The sequence below is a fragment of the Bacillus sp. Bvel1 genome (assembly GCF_014872755.1).
Classification (GTDB): Bacteria; Bacillota; Bacilli; order Bacillales; family Bacillaceae; genus Bacillus; species Bacillus velezensis.
The window spans coordinates 421,222-437,013 of record NZ_JAAOBZ010000004.1 but is presented as its reverse complement, the minus strand read 5'-3'; the positions used below and the strand labels follow the sequence as shown (position 1 = coordinate 437,013).

The window sequence follows — 15,792 nt, the reverse complement described above, 5'->3', positions numbered from 1 at the left end:
GCACATCGCTGTGCGATTTATTTAAAACTTTGAATTAACAGGTACGTTTTGTCTTGTTTAGTTTTCAAAGATCATTATAATGGAGCGGGTGATGAGAATCGAACTCACGACATCAGCTTGGAAGGCTGAGGTTTTACCACTAAACTACACCCGCATTTGAATTGGCGCGCCCGAGAGGAGTCGAACCCCTAACCTTTTGATCCGTAGTCAAACGCTCTATCCAATTGAGCTACGGGCGCTTATCAGGCGACTTAACTATCATACTACCAATCAGTTATGATGTCAAGTGTTATTTTATTTCTTTTCGAAGTCTTTTTTCTCGACCTCATTTATTATACACGCTTTCGAGAATTTGTAAAGTCTTTTTTAAAAAGATCATTTTCTCATTTGTCGTTATCGCTTTGTTCATCAGCGACGTTTAATAATATACCACGCACTTTAAATTAGGTCAACACTTTTACGAAACTTTTTTCCCGCTTATTATTCCCTTCTATATAATAAATAAAAAGCAGGATTCCCAGGAACCCCGCGTCTATTCAGATTACCCGCTCACCTCGGCTTCTGCGCTATTACGATCTGTTTTTTCATAGGTACGGAAGTTTTGTTCAAGCTGTTCGAGCGAAAGACCTTTCGTTTCCGGAAGGAACCTTTTCACAAATATAACGGACGCTATCCCTAACAGGACAAAAATGAAGAAGGTTGCAGACAATCCGATGTTTGCGAGCATGACCGGAAAAGTTAAACCAACAATGAAGTTCACGATCCAGAGGCAGAAGACAGTCACCCCCATACCAAGCCCCCGCAATCGCAGCGGGAATATCTCCGACAGCATCAGCCAGGTCACCGGAGAGACAGCCCCCTGCTGAAACGCAAGGAAAGTGACTGTTAATGAAAGAACCACATAAGGAAGAGCAGGCGATCCTTTCAGCACGACAGACAGAACTCCGATCAAAAGCAGCACCGCAGTCGTTCCGATCAGTCCCGTCATCAGCATCGGGCGGCGGCCGACTTTGCCGAGAAGCCATATTCCCACAAAAGTCGCGAGCACTGAAATCACACCGTTAGCGATATTGCCGATTAATGCGGCTTTTGTCTCGAAACCGGCATCTTTTAAAATTTGAGTTCCATAATACATAATTGAATTCACACCGGTGAGCTGCTGCACTACCGCAATTCCGATCCCGATAAACACAATGCGGCGCACCCACGGAACGGCAAGATCCTTAAAGGTCGCCTGCTCCATCTGAGCTTCCTTATGAAAGGCAGATTCAATCTCAGCGAGCTCAGACTTCGCTTTCTCTTCATTCCTTATTCGCCGGAGAACGTGCAAAGCATCTTCTTTTCTTCCTTTAGAAACCAGCCAGCGCGGACTTTCAGGAACTTTCAGCATACCGAAAAACAAGAATACCGCCGGAAGGGCCGCGATAACGAGCATATAACGCCAAGCGTGAGAGGTATCACCAAGCACATTGCCGATGATAGCATTACACGTGAAGGCAAGCAGCTGGCCCGTTACAATCATCAATTCATTTTGGGTAACCATTCTCCCTCGGCTTTCCGCCGGCGACATTTCAGCCAAATATGCCGGAACGGTTACGGATGCTCCCCCGACGGCAAGCCCCAGCAGAAAACGGGAGATGATCATAACCGATACGTTAGGCGCCAGTGTACATCCAAGCGTCGCTACAAAGAACAAAACGGCAAGGATAAGGATATTTTTACGTCTGCCGTTACAGTCCGACAATCTCCCTCCGAAAACCGCGCCGATCGCAGCCCCCAAGAGCAGGGAACTCGCCACCACCCCTTCAGTCAAAGCGGTAAGATTAAGCTGGTCAGCTTCCGCCATAAACGGCAGCGCCCCATTAATCACACCGGTATCGTAGCCGAAAAGAAGCCCCCCGAATGTCGATACTAAAATGATGGTTCTCAAAAATGAATGCTGGCTGCTATTTTTATTCATCTTCAAATCCTCCTAGTTTTTACACAGAGATAATATCGGAATATTCAGTTATCAACATTTACACCTCTAACGTCTGCATACAAGTTCTGACCGTCCAAAACAGTTATATAAGAAGAAAATGTTCCGAAAGCGTTATCATTTATAGTGATTATTCGCTCTCCCCCTCTCGTCATATTGTTATTTTATAGTTACTTTGTAGTGAAGTTATAATGATATTATTGGCACTTATGTTATTATCATAATTTTAAAAGCGCTTTCAGTCAATAAATATTTCATAAAATTTTATAACTCACCTTTATATTACCTATATATAATCAATTTTCGTTTTATATCAATTTATTTCCATAATATACTCAATTAATTACCCCTATTATAATCAATAATTGATTACATATTGAAAACCCCCAACTGCTGATTGGGGGTTTTTGTTTTATTCTTCGTTTATTGTAACAATCGTTCTCCCTCTCGCTTCTCCTTTTAAAAGGGCAGGAAGCGTATCCGGCAGCTCTTCAAGTGTAATTTCCTTTTGAATAAAGGCCTCCAGATCTGCAGGCTTGAAGTCATCAGCTAAACGCTGCCATGTTTTCTTTCTTGTCTCCATCGGACAGAATACGGAATCAATTCCCAAGAGACTGACGCCGCGCAATATAAACGGAAAGACTGTAGCCGGGAGTTTCGTTCCCGCTGTCAGTCCGCTCACAGCAACTGATCCGCCGTACTGAATCTGACTGAGAACTGAAGCAAGCGGCTCACCTCCGACCGGGTCGACGGCCGCTGCCCATTTTTGTTTTTGCATTGGTTTTAACGTGCCGTTATACACTTCGTCGCGGTGAATGACCGTCTTTGCTCCGAGGCTCTTCAAATACCCGCTTTCTTCTTCTTTTCCCGTACTGGCCTCGACCTCATAACCTAAGGTTGAAAGAATGGAGACGGCAAAGCTTCCGACGCCCCCTGTCGCTCCCGTCACCAGCACCTTCCCTTTTTCAGGAGCGGCATGGTTTTCTTCAAGACGCTGGACGGACAATGCGGCAGTGAAGCCGGCGGTTCCGATCGTCATGGCTTCTTTAAGTGTCAGACCTTCAGGCAGCGGCACGATCCAATCTGCCGGAATGCGGGCCATCCCGCTATAGCCGCCAAAATGGGAAACGCCTATGCCGTAGCTTGTCGCAATGACTTTGTCCCCTTCTTTAAAACGGGCGTCATCTGAAGAAACGACGATTCCCGCTAAATCAATTCCCGGCACGAAAGGATACGAGGTTACGATCTTGCCGTCAGGAATGGCAGCCAAGCTGTCTTTATAATTCACCCCTGAGTAGCAAACCTTAATCAGCACTTCACCCTCGGGAAGGTCCTGAACCGCCAGCTCCCGTACGCTGACTGAAAACCGGTCTCCATGTTGATCGACTACTAACGCTTTAAATTGATCTGTCATCACTACGTCTCCTTAAAATGAATTGAATGGCTTTGGAAAAGCATAAAATAAGTTTGATTTGTTTTCAAATGTCCTGCCCTGTGTAGTATGATCAAAAGTAAAAACAGCGAAAGAGTGGTTACGCATCATGTCTGATAAACAAAACAAAGATAACAAAAACAACAACAGCAATCAGCCATTACCGGACATTATTCATACCGCCGTTTTCAAGGCGCCGATACAAGTTGTCTGGGATACGGTCTCTACGGCGGACGGCCTGTCTCTCTGGTTTATGCCGAATGATTTCACACCTCAAGAAGACAGTGAGTTTCAGCTGGAATCTCCGTTCGGTCCGTCTCCGTGCAAGCTGCTGGATATTGAAGCGCCGTACCGCCTTTCTTTTTCGTGGGATACGGAAGGCTGGATCGTCTCTTTTGTCTTAAAGGAAACGGAAAGCGGAGATACGGAATTCACTCTCATTCACGGCGGATGGAAAGAGCCGGAAGCCGTCATCAATAAAGTCAATCGGAAAAGCTCCGAGATTCACAGTACGATGGATCAAGGATGGAACGGGCTTGTCAACACGAAACTTCGCGGTGCGGTTGAGGCTTAACACAAAAGGACGGACACGCTTTCCGTCCTTTTTTTGATGCCGATACATAAAAACTGACTTTGCAAAGACACTAACAGAAGAACCGAAAACTTCTTTCAGGGGGCGCTGTTTATGTATTATTACAAAGAAGAGCTGATCAATATCATTAAACCGGACAAGCCGGACCCGGCCGCGGCCAAGGTGCTTCAGGAAATTTTAGGCGGGCATTACGGGGAAATGCGGACGATGATGCAATACTTTTTCCAAAGCTCTAATTTCAGAGGAAAAGAAAAACAGTTCCGCGACCTGCTTCGCGGCGTATTTTTAGAAGAAATTGCACACGTTGAGCTCGTCCAGCATACGATTAATGCGCTGCTGGATGAAAGCGGCGCTGAGGGAGCCGGAAATCAGGCAGCAGATCAGGCGCCGCTTGACGAAGCGGTTAAACACGCCAATCCGCACCATTATATTATCGGGGCGCAAAGTTCTCTTCCTGCCGATGCAAGCGGCAATCCATGGAACGGGTCTTGGGTATACAACCACGGGAATCTGATTTCCGATCTATTGGACAATGTCGTGCTGGAATCAACCGGTGTGCTGCAAAAGACGCGCATTTATGAAATGAGCTCAAACCAGACGTTCAGAGAAACACTCGGTTTTCTGATCGTCCGTGACAACGCCCATCAAAATGCATTTACAAAAGCGCTGGAAACACTGGGTGTCGAATGGGGCAAATTATTTCCCGTGCCGAATTATGATATTGAAAAATACCCGGAATGCCGGAAATTCGTTGAAATGGGTTATCATAATACCCAATTTAATTTCAGACTGGATCCGACACGGATCGGAGAAATTCTGCAGGGAACGACGCCGAGCCGAAACGGCGGCGAATTAAGTGTGTCAGAGCCTCCTAAAGGTTTCCCCGTCCCGGAACTTCCCGAGCTTCCGAATGAGCACAGCCCCGGACTGAAAGATATGAACTTGTAACAAAAAACGCCTGTTTCGGGCGTTTTTTGTTTTTCTGAATATGAGGTTTGAATGTGTTCAAAACGGGGAATATAAGCCGGGAGATCTTGCCATACGGCCGTGATTTTGATGTGAGCACATTTCTGTACATACTTCGTTTCGAAAGTTGTCCTAATTTTCCAGCCGGCCGGCTGGGTATGTTTGAATGATAATGGGAATTATGTAAAGAGAACAATGTCTTTTTTAAGGAGGCAGCGAATGTCTAAGCAAGGAAACTTCCAGAAAACTATGTCACTTTTTGATCTTATTTTAATCGGCATGGGAGCCATATTCGGTTCGGCATGGCTGTTTGCCGTCAGTAACGTCGCCTCTAAAGCGGGCCCGTCAGGCGTTTTTTCCTGGCTGATCGGCGGGGGAATCATCTTATTGATCGGCTTGGTTTATGCGGAACTGGGCGCCGCGCTGCCGCGGACCGGGGGAATTATCCGGTATCCCGTATATTCACACGGACACCTGGTCGGATATTTAATTTCCTTTGTCACCATTGTGGCATACACGAGTCTTATTTCTATAGAAGTCACGGCGGTCCGCCAATACGTGGCGTATTGGTTTCCCGGTTTGACCGTAAAAGGCTCTGATTCTCCGACAATTGCCGGATGGATATTGCAATTTGCGCTGCTCTGCCTGTTCTTCCTCCTCAATTACTGGAGTGTCAAAACCTTTGCGAAAGCAAACTTCATTATTTCGATTTTTAAATATGTCGTACCGATTACGGTAATTGTTGTACTGATTTTTCATTTTCACCCGGGCAATATGACCGTTCACGGATTCGCGCCTTTTGGTTTCACCGGAATTCAGGCCGCGATTTCCACAGGCGGCGTCATGTTTGCATACCTTGGGCTGCATCCGATTGTGGCTGTCGCGAGTGAAGTGCAGAATCCGAAGCGGAACATTCCGATTGCATTGATTGTTTGTATTATCGTTTCTACTATTATTTACACCGTGCTGCAGCTCACTTTTATCGGGGCGATCCCGGCGGATACCCTGAAGCACGGATGGCCGGCTATCGGGACTGAATTCTCCCTTCCGTTCAAAGATATCGCCGTTTTGCTCGGTTTGGGGTGGCTGGCGACATTGGTTATTTTAGATGCGATTTTATCCCCGGGCGGTAACGGAAATATCTTTATGAATACGACTTCACGTCTCGTCTATGCCTGGGCCAGAAACGGAACATTATTCAGCATTTTTTCTAAAGTCAATAAAGAAACCGGGACACCGCGCGCCTCCCTTTGGCTTTCGTTCGGTCTGGCTGTTTTTTGGACGCTTCCGTTCCCTTCTTGGAACGCTCTTGTTAACGTATGCTCCGTCGCATTGATTCTGTCTTATGCGATTGCGCCGATTTCTTCTGCGGCGCTGAGAGTCAACGCGAAGAACATTAACAGACCGTTTTATTTAAAAGGGATGAGCATCATCGGGCCGCTGTCGTTTATTTTTACCTCTTATATTGTATATTGGTCCGGATGGCGCACCGTATCCTGGCTTCTCGGTTCTCAAATTGTCATGTTTCTGATCTATCTCTGTTTCAGTAAATATGCTCCCAAAGATGATGTCAGCATACGCCAGCAGCTGAAATCAGCATGGTGGATCGTCGGCTTTTATGTCATGATGCTGATTTTCTCCTATCTCGGCTCGTTCGGCCACGGATTGGGCATTATCAGCAATCCGCTTGACCTGATTCTGATCGCCATCGGTTCGCTCGGTATTTATTACTGGGCAAAATATACAGGTCTGCCGAAGGCTATGATCGACAGTGATAAATGACGAATGCCGGAAAGAAGTATGGTCTTCTTTCCGGTATTTTTATGTTAAGGGATGACAAAAAAGCGAATATGCGATAAAATGAATGACAGTCATTCATAAAAGGAGGAACCCCTCTATTGGCAAAACAAAGCTCGGGAAAATACGAAAAGATCCTGCAAGCCGCGATTGAAGTCATTTCTGAAAAAGGATTAGACAAAGCATCCATTTCAGAAATCGTCAAAAAAGCCGGAACGGCCCAAGGTACGTTTTACTTATACTTTTCTTCTAAAAACGCACTGATATCCGCGATTGCAGAAAACCTGCTCGACACTACGCTGGACAGAATAAAAGGGAAAACGGACGGTTCTGAAGATTTTTGGACGTTGCTGGACATTTTGGTAGATGAGACATTTCACATCACCCGGCTTCATAAAGATATTATCGTTCTCTGTTATTCCGGTCTTGCCATCGATCATTCAATGGAGAAATGGGAAGCCATTTATCAGCCTTATTATTCCTGGCTGGAAGGCATGATCAATACGGCCATTGAACAGGGTGAGGTCATCAGCGGCATTCATGTCAGATGGACGGCCAGAACGATTATCAACGTTGTCGAGAACGCGGCTGAACGGTTTTATATCGGCTGTGAACAGGATGTCGATCTCGAAGTATATAAAAAAGAAATATTCAGCTTTCTCAAAAGAAGCTTGCAGAAATGATTGGCGGAGACCGATCATTTTTGACCGCCGTAAAAATGACTGACATTCATTCATAACTGAGGTGACTGTATCATGTATTGGCTGCTTGTATTGATAGCCGGATTGTTAGAAGTAGTTTGGGCGTCCGCCCTGAAGCATGCGGATTCGCTCTTTGATTGGATTGGTATTTTCCTTTTGATTGCCGTCAGCTTTCTGATGCTGATCCGCTCTTATAAAAAAATTCCGATGGCTGCCGCATATACCGTTTTTGTCGGAATAGGCACCGTCGGCACATATGTAACGGGCGTCATTTTAGGCGAATCGTTTTCAATCGGACAAATATTCTTTTTGGCTTTGCTGTTGTCCGGCATTTTAGGAATGAAGGTATTTACGAAAGAAACTGAAACAAGGGGTGAACATTAATGGCATGGCTGCTGTTATTTATTGCCGGAGCGGAGGAAGTTGTAGCGGCCGTTGCCATGAAACATATTGACGGTTTTAAAAAAAAGTGGCCGCTGATTGTCATGGTAACAGGCTTTATGCTTTCATTCTTTTGCCTTTCCGGAGCGATGCAGGTTCTTCCCACAGGTGTCGCGTATGCGGCTTGGACCGGCATGGGAAGCATCGGCGTTTCAGCCGTAGGCATACTTTGGTTTAAAGAAAAATTCAATCTGTCACAATTGGTGTCTCTGGGGCTTATCCTCATCGGTGTCATCGGCTTAAAACTGACAGCGTAACGGCCTGAGACAGCTTTTTAAATAAAAAACAAAGGACCCTAAACGGGTCCTTTGTTTTTTTATGCTGTTTTGATCTGTTCCGCTTTTCCCGCTCCGACTCCGAAAATGAAAATCAGAACAGAGACTGCGATCAGCATGAATAACGGAACCGTCCAGCCGTGCGTGATGTCATGCAGCAAACCGAATACAAGCGGCCCGAACGCGGCAAGCAGGTATCCGAATGACTGGGCCATGCCGGAAAGCGCCGCGGCTTCATGAACATGCCGGGTCCGCAGGCTGAAGAACATCATCGCCAGACTGAACGCACAGCCTCCCGCAATTCCGATCAAAATGACCCATAGCGGAGTGAGAGCCGGGCTTCCGAAAAGAACGCCGGCAATGCCGATAAGGAAAAATAAAGCCGTCAGTCCGGCGAGTGCGCGCTGATTTTTCATTTTAGCGGCAGCGATCGGCACGATAAAAGTAATCGGCAGGACTGAGAATTGCATTAATGAAAGCATCCATCCCGCCTTACTTGAGCTGAGTCCATTCTGCTGAAGAATTTCCGGCAGCCAAGCGATGACGGTGTAAAAAATAAGGGATTGCAGCCCCATGAACATCGTTACCTTCCAAGCCAGCGGAGACCGCATCAGACTGTTTTTTTTCTCTCCGTTTGTCCCAGTCGTGCGGACGGGCAGTTCGCGTCCTCGCATTTGCGGAATCCACATGACGAACGCAATAAAAGAAAGGATAGCCCAGCAGCCGAGCGCGCCTTTCCAGCCTACCCCCGCTGAAGAGGCGATCGGCACGCTGATGCCGGATGCAATCGCGCCGCACAGATTCATAGAAACCGAGTAGACGCCGGTCATGATGCCTAAATTTCCGGGAAACTTATGTTTAATGAGACTCGGCAGCAGGACGTTGCATACGGCGATCGACAATCCCAACAGGATCGTTCCGAAAAAGAGAGTGCCGATTCCGGCGATGGAGCGCAGCAGAGTTCCGGCTGTCAGGACAATTAATGATGACAGTAAGACAATCTCGGTCCCGAAGCGCCGGGACAATAAAGGAACAAACGGCGACAGACATGCAAAGGCCAAAAGCGGCACTGTCGTAATGGTGCCGGCAGCCGCATTGGTCATGCCGAGGCTGTCCCGAATTGAGGAAACGAGCGGTCCGACCGATGTCAGAGGCGCTCTGAGGTTGGCCCCTATCAATATGACTCCGATGACCAGCAATATCAGTTTTTTACGCTGACTTGCTTGCAGAACTTGATGTTCGTCTTTAATTTTCATGTTCATCCTCCATGTGTATTGTATCTTTAAATACTGTGATGTATTGGTTGACGGCCTCCATGGCCTGATCCGGTTTCTGTCCGATAATCGCGGCGGCAAGCTGGGTGTGGATCCGGATAGCAGGGGTGATTTCCAACAGGTTATGGACTGACGCACAAAGCGCCTCCGTCATATGCTCGTATAGATCAGAAAGCATATTGTTATGGGCCGCCTGTACAATTGTTTTGTGCAGCTTAATGTCGGCTTCGGCATACCGTTTTCGATCTTCATTTTGCAAGGCCGCTTCACATTCATCCAAGCATGCCTTCAGTGCTTTCAGGTCTTCGTCATTACGCCTTTCCGCCGCCAATCGTGCAGCTTCTCTTTCGAGTGCGTATCTGACTTCTAATGTTTCAAGCAAATTTGATTTTTTAATATGGCGGTAAAATGCCGCGCCGAGAACACTGGATGAGCTGACATACGTACCGCTCCCCTGCCTTGTCTGCAGCAGGCCGGCATGTACGAGCGCCCGAATGGCCTCACGCAACGTGTTTCGGCTCACATCAAATTGCTTCATTAAATCCAGCTCAGGGGGAATGCGCGTCCCGACCGGCCATTTATCCGATTGAATTAACGATTCAATTTGCGCCACCACTTGTTCTACGAGCGACAGTCTGCTTGTTTTGGATATCTCCATCAAAACACCTCTGAAATTTGTAGGATGATTCTATCATTGGGTAATATAACATAAAAGAAGCGACGATGTAAATCAGCGGCAACAAAAAAAGAGTGAGTTTTTCTCTCACTCTTCGGCGCTTTTATGAACGTTTTATATTGACTGAGGTCACGACAAACTTGTCATGACGGTGGCGGGAAAATGAATATTCAAAGGGAGTGCCGTTGTCCAAAAAGCCTACATGCTCGACTTCAAGTATCGGGTCATCCGGCCGGCAGCCGAGATATTGCTGATCCATATCATCCGACTTGCACGCTCTGATTTTTCTGTGTGTGCCCGCGATTTTGAGCTGCAATCCCCGTGTAATATGATCGTAGATGGAATGGTTGAGCACCTCGTCATTAATGCCGGGTATAAGGCTCGCCGGCATGTACGTTTTTTCAAGAACGTACGGTTCGCCTTCAACGATTCTGAGCCTCACTACATAATAGACGGGAGTCTTTTCATCGATAGCCAAATGTGCGGCGACATCTTGAGACGGAAACTGCACTTCAAACCGGATGACCTTGCTCTTGATATTTTTGCCTTTTAACAAATTGCTTAAGCCGAGAATTTCGTTGCTGACTACGTGAACGTGCTCATCCTGCATGGCTGATTGAATGATAAATGTGCCGTGCCCTCTTTTTCTGAAAAGCATCCCTTCAGCCGCAAGTGTATCAAGCGCCCGCTTCATCGTCATCCGGCTGCACCCGAACTCCGCAGCGAGCGTCTTTTCATCCGGGATCGGCTGATCTATGTCATATACACTGCTTTTAATCCTCTTTCTCATTTCGTTGGCGATTTTTTCGTACTTATTCATCGGTTTCCTCCGGCTGTATAATGTTTGATCTGTATAGACTCCTTACGGTTATCATAAATTTTTTTCCCTGCTTCATCAATGACGTTACAGCCGCCGATATTGAAATTGAAAGGATTTCCTCGAATTTTCTATGGAATCTCCCTCACTATTATGGTAGAATTTTTTGCAGAAACGGACACAACCGAATATTGCAATATATTGTATAACCTCAATGATATGGTTTGAGGGTGTCTACCAGGAACCGTAAAATCCTGATTACAAAAATTGTCCCGTACACTTTTTGTAATCAGGATTTTTTATTTTCTAAAAAATAAAAAAAGGAGTATCTGTACATGAATTTCAAAGTATTTCTGCTTGCAGCATCTACCATCGCAGTCGGATTGGTTGAATTAATTGTGGGCGGTATTCTTCCGCAAATCGCTTCCGACTTAGATATATCCATTGTCAGCGCGGGGCAGCTGATCAGCGTGTTTGCGCTCGGTTACGCGGTATCCGGCCCGCTGCTTTTGGCAGTGACGGCAAAGGCTGAACGAAAGCGGCTTTATTTAATCGCACTGTTTATTTTCTTCCTAAGTAATCTGGTCGCTTATTTCAGTCCCAATTTCGCCGTTCTTATGGTGTCACGGGTGCTCGCTTCCATGAGCACAGGGCTGATTGTCGTCCTTTCTTTAACGATTGCTCCTAAAATCGTGGCGCCTGAATACAGAGCGCGGGCGATCGGCATCATTTTCATGGGGTTCAGCTCCGCAATCGCTTTAGGCGTGCCTGTCGGCATTATCATCAGCAATGCCTTCGGATGGCGTGTTCTGTTCTTGGGAATCGGCGTATTATCTCTCATTTCCATGCTGATTATCAGCGTCTTTTTCGAAAAAATACCTGCTGAAAAAATGATTCCGTTTCGTGAGCAGATCAAGACGATCGGGACCGCCAAAATTGCCAGCGCACACCTTGTCACCTTGTTTACATTGGCGGGGCATTACACACTCTATGCCTACTTTGCGCCTTTTTTGGAAAGAACGCTTCATTTGAGTTCCGTTTGGGTCAGTGTATGCTACTTTTTGTTCGGTCTGTCAGCGGTATGCGGCGGCCCGTTCGGAGGCTGGCTGTATGACCGTTTAGGAGCATTTAAAAGCATCATGCTTGTGACCGTTTCTTTCGCTCTGATCCTGTTTATTCTTCCGCTGACAACGGTTTCTTTAATCATTTTCCTGCCTGCGATGGTGATCTGGGGATTGCTCAGCTGGAGCCTTGCGCCGGCGCAGCAAAGCTATTTAATCAAAATTGCGCCTGAGTCTTCCGATATTCAGCAAAGCTTCAACACGTCCGCTTTGCAGATCGGCATCGCGCTCGGGTCAGCCATCGGCGGCGGCGTGATCGGACAAACCGGTTCTGTCACAGCAACAGCCTGGTGCGGCGGTTTGATTGTCATTATCGCTGTCGCGTTAGCTGTATTCTCTTTAACGAGACCTGCCTTGAAAAGAAAATCCGCATAAATGTGAGACCGCAAAAAAGCCAAAGGAGTTCCTTCGGCTTTGGCGGTCTTTTTATTTTGCGGCAGCAAGCTCGTCTTCTGTCACCCATTTATGATTGGTTACTTTTTGGCCGCCGTCAGTCGGTGTATAGTCGACCATATAAACGGTTGTCTTTTTGGCTGAATCAATAACGGCTTCGGCACCCTTCATGCCTTTCATATGGGATGCCTCGATCACGGCCTTGTCACCCGGTTTTAACGTTTTATCACCGGCGCCCTTCAGCTCTTCCTGAATGACCCATTTGTGATCTTCGACGCGCTTTCCTCCCGTTTCCGGAGTGTAAGATACACTGTAAACCGTTGTATCATAAGCACCTTTTACGGTTCCTTGCGCATTTTTCATGCCTTTCATATGAGAAGCTAAAATCATGACGTCACTGCCGACTTTATAAGTCGGATTTTCGGCTTTCTTTAAACCTTTCGGCACCTCGGATGAACCTGAGTGATTCATGTCTTCGTGAGAGTGCGTTTCTTTGTCTTTCGCTTTTTCGCTTCCTCCTGAAGATTGACCGTTGCATCCGGCAAGCGCCAGAACGGGGATCAGGAGAAACATGCTGAATAAAAATAGTCTCGCTTTCATTTCAAGAACTCCTTTGCCTTTTTGATTTTTCATTTTCCCTTTCGTTTCTTCGGTAAAACAAAAAGATGGCCTGTCATTTCTCCTAATTCTTTAACTCTCTCTTTATTGCCTTTTATCAGGTGAAATTGTTCACAAAATGTACACATTAATAGAGATGCAGTATAATTTAATTATCAGATAATAGGGGGAACTCATCATGAAAACGAAGGTTTTTGCGGTGGTATTGGGCGCTGTTTTAATGATTGCGGGGTTGGTTTTGGCAGAAGTTTCGCTTTATATGGAATACATCACAATGGTCGGAGCTATGATTTTTTCTTCTATATTTATGTCAGAGCCGAAAAGAAAATTTCGCGTCATTAAAGGGGTTTGACTTTTCTATTACCGCCGTCTTCTCAGGACGGCGGTTTTGTTTTGCATGTCAGTCAGTCTATCCGCAAAGCCGTTTCTTCTGTGCCGTCCTGATATAAAACGAAATGCGGGGCAGTTTGTGCTTTATCACCTGCAAATTCAATTTCAAGCGGCAGCGCCCTGACAAAATAACGGGTTTCCGTCATTGGGAATAATTCAAATGGTGTCTGCCCGTCTATTGCAAGATACAATCGGTTTTCTTTTACCGTCACCGATGCATGTGTGTCATCCTGAAATGAGTAATTGCCGGTAAATCTGCTGTAAATCGCAGGATCGATATCTGCTTTTTTCTGATCCGCCGGACGTTTCGGAATCACGTACGGCTGATCAAATAAGATGTTTACGGCCGCGGCAATCACAGCTTGTTCAAATTGATACGATTGTTCCATATTGCTGAGATAAATCAGTGTTTTGTTCTGGTCAATATACCGGATCATCAGAGTTGAATAACCCGGCCAGCCTCCGTCGTGACTGATAACCTTCCCTTTTTGGGGGCTGTTTTGAATCATCCAGCCAAATCCGTATCCGAATTGCTCTTCTTCATTCCAATAGCCCGGTGTAAACGCTTGATCTTTAGACTCTTTGCCGATGATTTCTTCCGTATAAAGAGCCTGATCAAACAGATATAAATCTCTAATAGTGGAGTTAACGGTTCCGTCACCTTGAATCCCGTCAAGAAAGACGACATAATCGGTTTCCTCAAGTTCATCCGGCAGCACATATTCTCCGGAATGAACATCATATACATAGCCATATGCATAGTTCGGAATGTTTTCTTTACTCAGCCTTCTGTTATAAATCCGCGTATCGTGCATACGAAGCGGATGAAATACGGCTTGTTTCATAAATTCAGCAAAACTCATGCCTGATACAATTTCTATAATAACCGCTAACACCGCATACCCCGTATTACTGTATAGCCACTCCTTGCCCGGCGGGAAATAAGCATCCGGTTTATGCTGCTTAAGCATATCGATCACATCTTGATTAACGGCAATTCTGTCCCGGTCCCAATGTGTTAAAAATAACTCCATATAGTCCGGCAATCCTGACGTATGATGGAGTAAATGCCGAATGGTAATGCCCGGATAAGGAAAATCAGGAAGCCACCGCTCTATCATATCGTCATAACGCAGCTTCCCTCGCTGCTCTAAAATGATAACGCCTAAAGCTGTAAACGGCTTCGATACTGAGGCCAATTCAAAGACCGATTGGTCATTCAGCATCCTCTTTGTTTCCAGTTCCGCAGCGCCGAATGAACCCTGATATAAGATGCGGCCGTTTTCCGCTGCCAATACAGCTCCGTTTATTTCATGTCTTTCGTCTAAAGTGCTGAAAAGCTGTTCAAAAGCTTGTTTTTTCTTATCGTTCATTTCACGAACCTCCATATACAAGCTGATTTACTCTTTTATACGAACGGCCGCTTTAGAAGTTTCAATATTTTTCCTGCCCGGAACACCAGTCAGTAAACTGCCGTTCAGGCAGCCGCGGAGGTTTGATGAAGGTCTTTTATTCACACAATACTGTGCAGGCTTCGAACTCAACATACTTCTCGTCTTTTTTTGCACCGGCAATTTCCATAGTCGAAAACATCGCACAGATGACGGCTTTGTATTCGTTCATTGCGGTTTGAATTTCAATCAGAAACCGTTCGGATGAAGCGGCGTATTCCGTTACGTATTCTTTCATTTTGCCGATAATATCATCTGCCTGACGGATGAAGCCGGCCGCCTCCAAGTCACTCTCAAACTGGTTTTTGTTGATCATATGAATATGCATTTTTCAAGGCCCCTTTCAGCAGCGTTTTATGGTTATATCCACTGTAAAGGACAGGCTTGGATAAACTTTTAATAAAATATGAACAAAATATGAATTGGCTCATCGGCCTGACCGGCGGGCTTTCGGCTGTGCTCCGTTTCATTTGGACTACCTGAAATAATGACTTCTTTACTCTATGAAAAACAGCTCATATATGATCTAATACCAGTAAAATGAACGTTAGGAGGCGGCCTATGTCAGCAGCAGGAAATCGGCAAAAATTTTGGGTCATGGCGATGCTTATAGCGGTCTTTGCCGTGTTTGTTTTCTCTTTTTCCGAGAATCATTCACAAAAGAACTGGCACACGGCGGTTGACCAGGCGTCAGTGAATGTCTTCGGCCAGCAGATCTTTGAAAAAGACCGTCTGGCAAAAACACTCAACGCACATGAGGCAGAATCTCTTCTGACTCTTGTGAAACTTGCAAATGAAGAACATCACATCATCTAAAAGCCATTATAAAAAGCCTGTTTCCCTTTGGCAGAGGAAACAGGCTTTTTCCAT

At 45.9% G+C, this 15,792-nt stretch carries 17 protein-coding genes, 2 tRNA genes and 1 riboswitch; of the genes, 9 read left to right on the top strand and 10 right to left on the bottom strand.

All coding sequences use genetic code 11. The features are described 5' to 3' along the window. Window positions 1-80: 80 nt before the first annotated feature. The 4 genes from HAP68_RS02840 to HAP68_RS02825 all read right to left on the bottom strand — a co-directional run bounded on the left by HAP68_RS02840 (window position 81) and on the right by HAP68_RS02825 (window position 3,392). Window positions 81-154 (bottom strand) — tRNA-Gly (locus HAP68_RS02840). A gap of 8 nt (window positions 155-162) precedes the next feature. Then, window positions 163-239, bottom strand: a tRNA-Arg gene (locus tag HAP68_RS02835). Window positions 240-541: 302 nt separating this feature from the next. Then, entirely contained in the window at window positions 542-1,960 is a 1,419-nt protein-coding gene (locus HAP68_RS02830) for a sugar porter family MFS transporter (RefSeq protein ID WP_024084956.1), read from the bottom strand. 430 nt (window positions 1,961-2,390) lie between these two features. Beyond that, window positions 2,391-3,392 (bottom strand): NADPH:quinone oxidoreductase family protein, encoded by a 1,002-nt coding sequence (locus HAP68_RS02825; protein ID WP_015388617.1) that lies wholly within the window; start codon window positions 3,390-3,392, stop codon window positions 2,391-2,393. 127 nt (window positions 3,393-3,519) lie between these two features. Here HAP68_RS02825 and HAP68_RS02820 point away from each other — a divergent pair, with 127 nt between their 5' ends. The 6 genes from HAP68_RS02820 to HAP68_RS02795 all read left to right on the top strand — a co-directional run bounded on the left by HAP68_RS02820 (window position 3,520) and on the right by HAP68_RS02795 (window position 8,164). Further along, window positions 3,520-3,984: an SRPBCC family protein gene (locus HAP68_RS02820; protein ID WP_003156017.1), complete on the top strand. Its 465-nt coding sequence runs from the start codon at window positions 3,520-3,522 to the stop codon at window positions 3,982-3,984. 111 nt (window positions 3,985-4,095) lie between these two features. After that, entirely contained in the window at window positions 4,096-4,950 is an 855-nt protein-coding gene (locus tag HAP68_RS02815; RefSeq protein WP_015388618.1) for a manganese catalase family protein, read from the top strand. 237 nt (window positions 4,951-5,187) lie between these two features. Next, window positions 5,188-6,750: an APC family permease gene (locus tag HAP68_RS02810; RefSeq protein WP_007409293.1), complete on the top strand. Its 1,563-nt coding sequence runs from the start codon at window positions 5,188-5,190 to the stop codon at window positions 6,748-6,750. A gap of 116 nt (window positions 6,751-6,866) precedes the next feature. After that, the gene (locus tag HAP68_RS02805) at window positions 6,867-7,448 is read left to right on the top strand and encodes a TetR/AcrR family transcriptional regulator (protein ID WP_003156022.1); all 582 of its coding nucleotides are present in this window, start codon (window positions 6,867-6,869) and stop codon (window positions 7,446-7,448) included. Between the two features lie 72 nt (window positions 7,449-7,520). Further along, window positions 7,521-7,850 carry a DMT family transporter gene (locus tag HAP68_RS02800; protein ID WP_003156023.1) on the top strand — a complete coding sequence of 110 codons (330 nt, stop codon included), beginning with the start codon at window positions 7,521-7,523 and terminating at the stop codon, window positions 7,848-7,850. Further along, window positions 7,850-8,164 carry a DMT family transporter gene (locus HAP68_RS02795; RefSeq protein ID WP_003156024.1) on the top strand — a complete coding sequence of 105 codons (315 nt, stop codon included), beginning with the start codon at window positions 7,850-7,852 and terminating at the stop codon, window positions 8,162-8,164. Before HAP68_RS02800 ends, HAP68_RS02795 begins: the two co-directional genes overlap by 1 nt. Before the next feature lie 59 nt (window positions 8,165-8,223). Here the strand turns inward: HAP68_RS02795 and HAP68_RS02790 are convergent, their stop codons facing one another. The 3 genes from HAP68_RS02790 to HAP68_RS02780 all read right to left on the bottom strand — a co-directional run bounded on the left by HAP68_RS02790 (window position 8,224) and on the right by HAP68_RS02780 (window position 10,952). Further along, a complete protein-coding gene (locus tag HAP68_RS02790) occupies window positions 8,224-9,438 on the bottom strand; it encodes a CynX/NimT family MFS transporter (protein ID WP_014304460.1) in 1,215 nt (404 codons plus the stop codon). Next, window positions 9,428-10,114 (bottom strand): FadR/GntR family transcriptional regulator, encoded by a 687-nt coding sequence (locus tag HAP68_RS02785; RefSeq protein WP_003156026.1) that lies wholly within the window; start codon window positions 10,112-10,114, stop codon window positions 9,428-9,430. Before HAP68_RS02785 ends, HAP68_RS02790 begins: the two co-directional genes overlap by 11 nt. A 121-nt stretch (window positions 10,115-10,235) precedes the next feature. Beyond that, window positions 10,236-10,952, bottom strand: a complete 717-nt coding sequence (locus HAP68_RS02780; protein ID WP_014304459.1) for a GntR family transcriptional regulator — start codon at window positions 10,950-10,952, stop codon at window positions 10,236-10,238. Between the two features lie 178 nt (window positions 10,953-11,130). Then, window positions 11,131-11,230: riboswitch (purine riboswitch) on the top strand. A gap of 54 nt (window positions 11,231-11,284) precedes the next feature. Between HAP68_RS02780 and HAP68_RS02775 the strand changes: the two genes are divergently transcribed. Next, window positions 11,285-12,445, top strand: coding sequence for an MFS transporter (locus tag HAP68_RS02775; protein ID WP_015388619.1), 1,161 nt, complete (start codon window positions 11,285-11,287; stop codon window positions 12,443-12,445). 51 nt (window positions 12,446-12,496) lie between these two features. Here the strand turns inward: HAP68_RS02775 and HAP68_RS02770 are convergent, their stop codons facing one another. After that, the gene (locus HAP68_RS02770; RefSeq protein WP_024084955.1) at window positions 12,497-13,063 is read right to left on the bottom strand and encodes a YdhK family protein; all 567 of its coding nucleotides are present in this window, start codon (window positions 13,061-13,063) and stop codon (window positions 12,497-12,499) included. 196 nt (window positions 13,064-13,259) lie between these two features. Between HAP68_RS02770 and HAP68_RS02765 the strand changes: the two genes are divergently transcribed. Continuing rightward, the gene (locus HAP68_RS02765; protein WP_003156030.1) at window positions 13,260-13,433 is read left to right on the top strand and encodes a hypothetical protein; all 174 of its coding nucleotides are present in this window, start codon (window positions 13,260-13,262) and stop codon (window positions 13,431-13,433) included. A 52-nt stretch (window positions 13,434-13,485) separates the two neighbouring features. Here the strand turns inward: HAP68_RS02765 and HAP68_RS02760 are convergent, their stop codons facing one another. Then, on the bottom strand, window positions 13,486-14,844 hold the full coding sequence (locus HAP68_RS02760) for a serine hydrolase (protein ID WP_024084954.1): 1,359 nt from the start codon (window positions 14,842-14,844) through the stop codon (window positions 13,486-13,488). Between the two features lie 136 nt (window positions 14,845-14,980). Next, window positions 14,981-15,250: a hypothetical protein gene (locus HAP68_RS02755; protein WP_024084953.1), complete on the bottom strand. Its 270-nt coding sequence runs from the start codon at window positions 15,248-15,250 to the stop codon at window positions 14,981-14,983. Between the two features lie 233 nt (window positions 15,251-15,483). Between HAP68_RS02755 and HAP68_RS02750 the strand changes: the two genes are divergently transcribed. After that, a complete protein-coding gene (locus HAP68_RS02750) occupies window positions 15,484-15,738 on the top strand; it encodes a hypothetical protein (RefSeq protein ID WP_003156035.1) in 255 nt (84 codons plus the stop codon). The last annotated feature ends 54 nt before the right edge of the window (window positions 15,739-15,792 follow it).

What these genes read in the sequence shown, in the direction of transcription:
- HAP68_RS02775 (WP_015388619.1), top strand. Translation starts at nt 11,285, where the DNA reads ATGAATTTCAAAGTATTTCTGCTTGCAGCATCTACCATCGCAGTCGGA.
- HAP68_RS02820 (WP_003156017.1), top strand. Translation starts at nt 3,520, where the DNA reads ATGTCTGATAAACAAAACAAAGATAACAAAAACAACAACAGCAATCAG.
- HAP68_RS02800 (WP_003156023.1), top strand. Translation starts at nt 7,521, where the DNA reads ATGTATTGGCTGCTTGTATTGATAGCCGGATTGTTAGAAGTAGTTTGG.
- HAP68_RS02810 (WP_007409293.1), top strand. Translation starts at nt 5,188, where the DNA reads ATGTCTAAGCAAGGAAACTTCCAGAAAACTATGTCACTTTTTGATCTT.
- HAP68_RS02815 (WP_015388618.1), top strand. Translation starts at nt 4,096, where the DNA reads ATGTATTATTACAAAGAAGAGCTGATCAATATCATTAAACCGGACAAG.
- HAP68_RS02785 (WP_003156026.1), bottom strand. Translation starts at nt 10,114, where the DNA reads ATGGAGATATCCAAAACAAGCAGACTGTCGCTCGTAGAACAAGTGGTG.
- HAP68_RS02830 (WP_024084956.1), bottom strand. Translation starts at nt 1,960, where the DNA reads ATGAATAAAAATAGCAGCCAGCATTCATTTTTGAGAACCATCATTTTA.
- HAP68_RS02795 (WP_003156024.1), top strand. Translation starts at nt 7,850, where the DNA reads ATGGCATGGCTGCTGTTATTTATTGCCGGAGCGGAGGAAGTTGTAGCG.
- HAP68_RS02760 (WP_024084954.1), bottom strand. Translation starts at nt 14,844, where the DNA reads ATGAACGATAAGAAAAAACAAGCTTTTGAACAGCTTTTCAGCACTTTA.
- HAP68_RS02755 (WP_024084953.1), bottom strand. Translation starts at nt 15,250, where the DNA reads ATGCATATTCATATGATCAACAAAAACCAGTTTGAGAGTGACTTGGAG.
- HAP68_RS02790 (WP_014304460.1), bottom strand. Translation starts at nt 9,438, where the DNA reads ATGAAAATTAAAGACGAACATCAAGTTCTGCAAGCAAGTCAGCGTAAA.
- HAP68_RS02780 (WP_014304459.1), bottom strand. Translation starts at nt 10,952, where the DNA reads ATGAATAAGTACGAAAAAATCGCCAACGAAATGAGAAAGAGGATTAAA.
- HAP68_RS02765 (WP_003156030.1), top strand. Translation starts at nt 13,260, where the DNA reads ATGAAAACGAAGGTTTTTGCGGTGGTATTGGGCGCTGTTTTAATGATT.
- HAP68_RS02750 (WP_003156035.1), top strand. Translation starts at nt 15,484, where the DNA reads ATGTCAGCAGCAGGAAATCGGCAAAAATTTTGGGTCATGGCGATGCTT.
- HAP68_RS02825 (WP_015388617.1), bottom strand. Translation starts at nt 3,392, where the DNA reads ATGACAGATCAATTTAAAGCGTTAGTAGTCGATCAACATGGAGACCGG.
- HAP68_RS02770 (WP_024084955.1), bottom strand. Translation starts at nt 13,063, where the DNA reads ATGAAAGCGAGACTATTTTTATTCAGCATGTTTCTCCTGATCCCCGTT.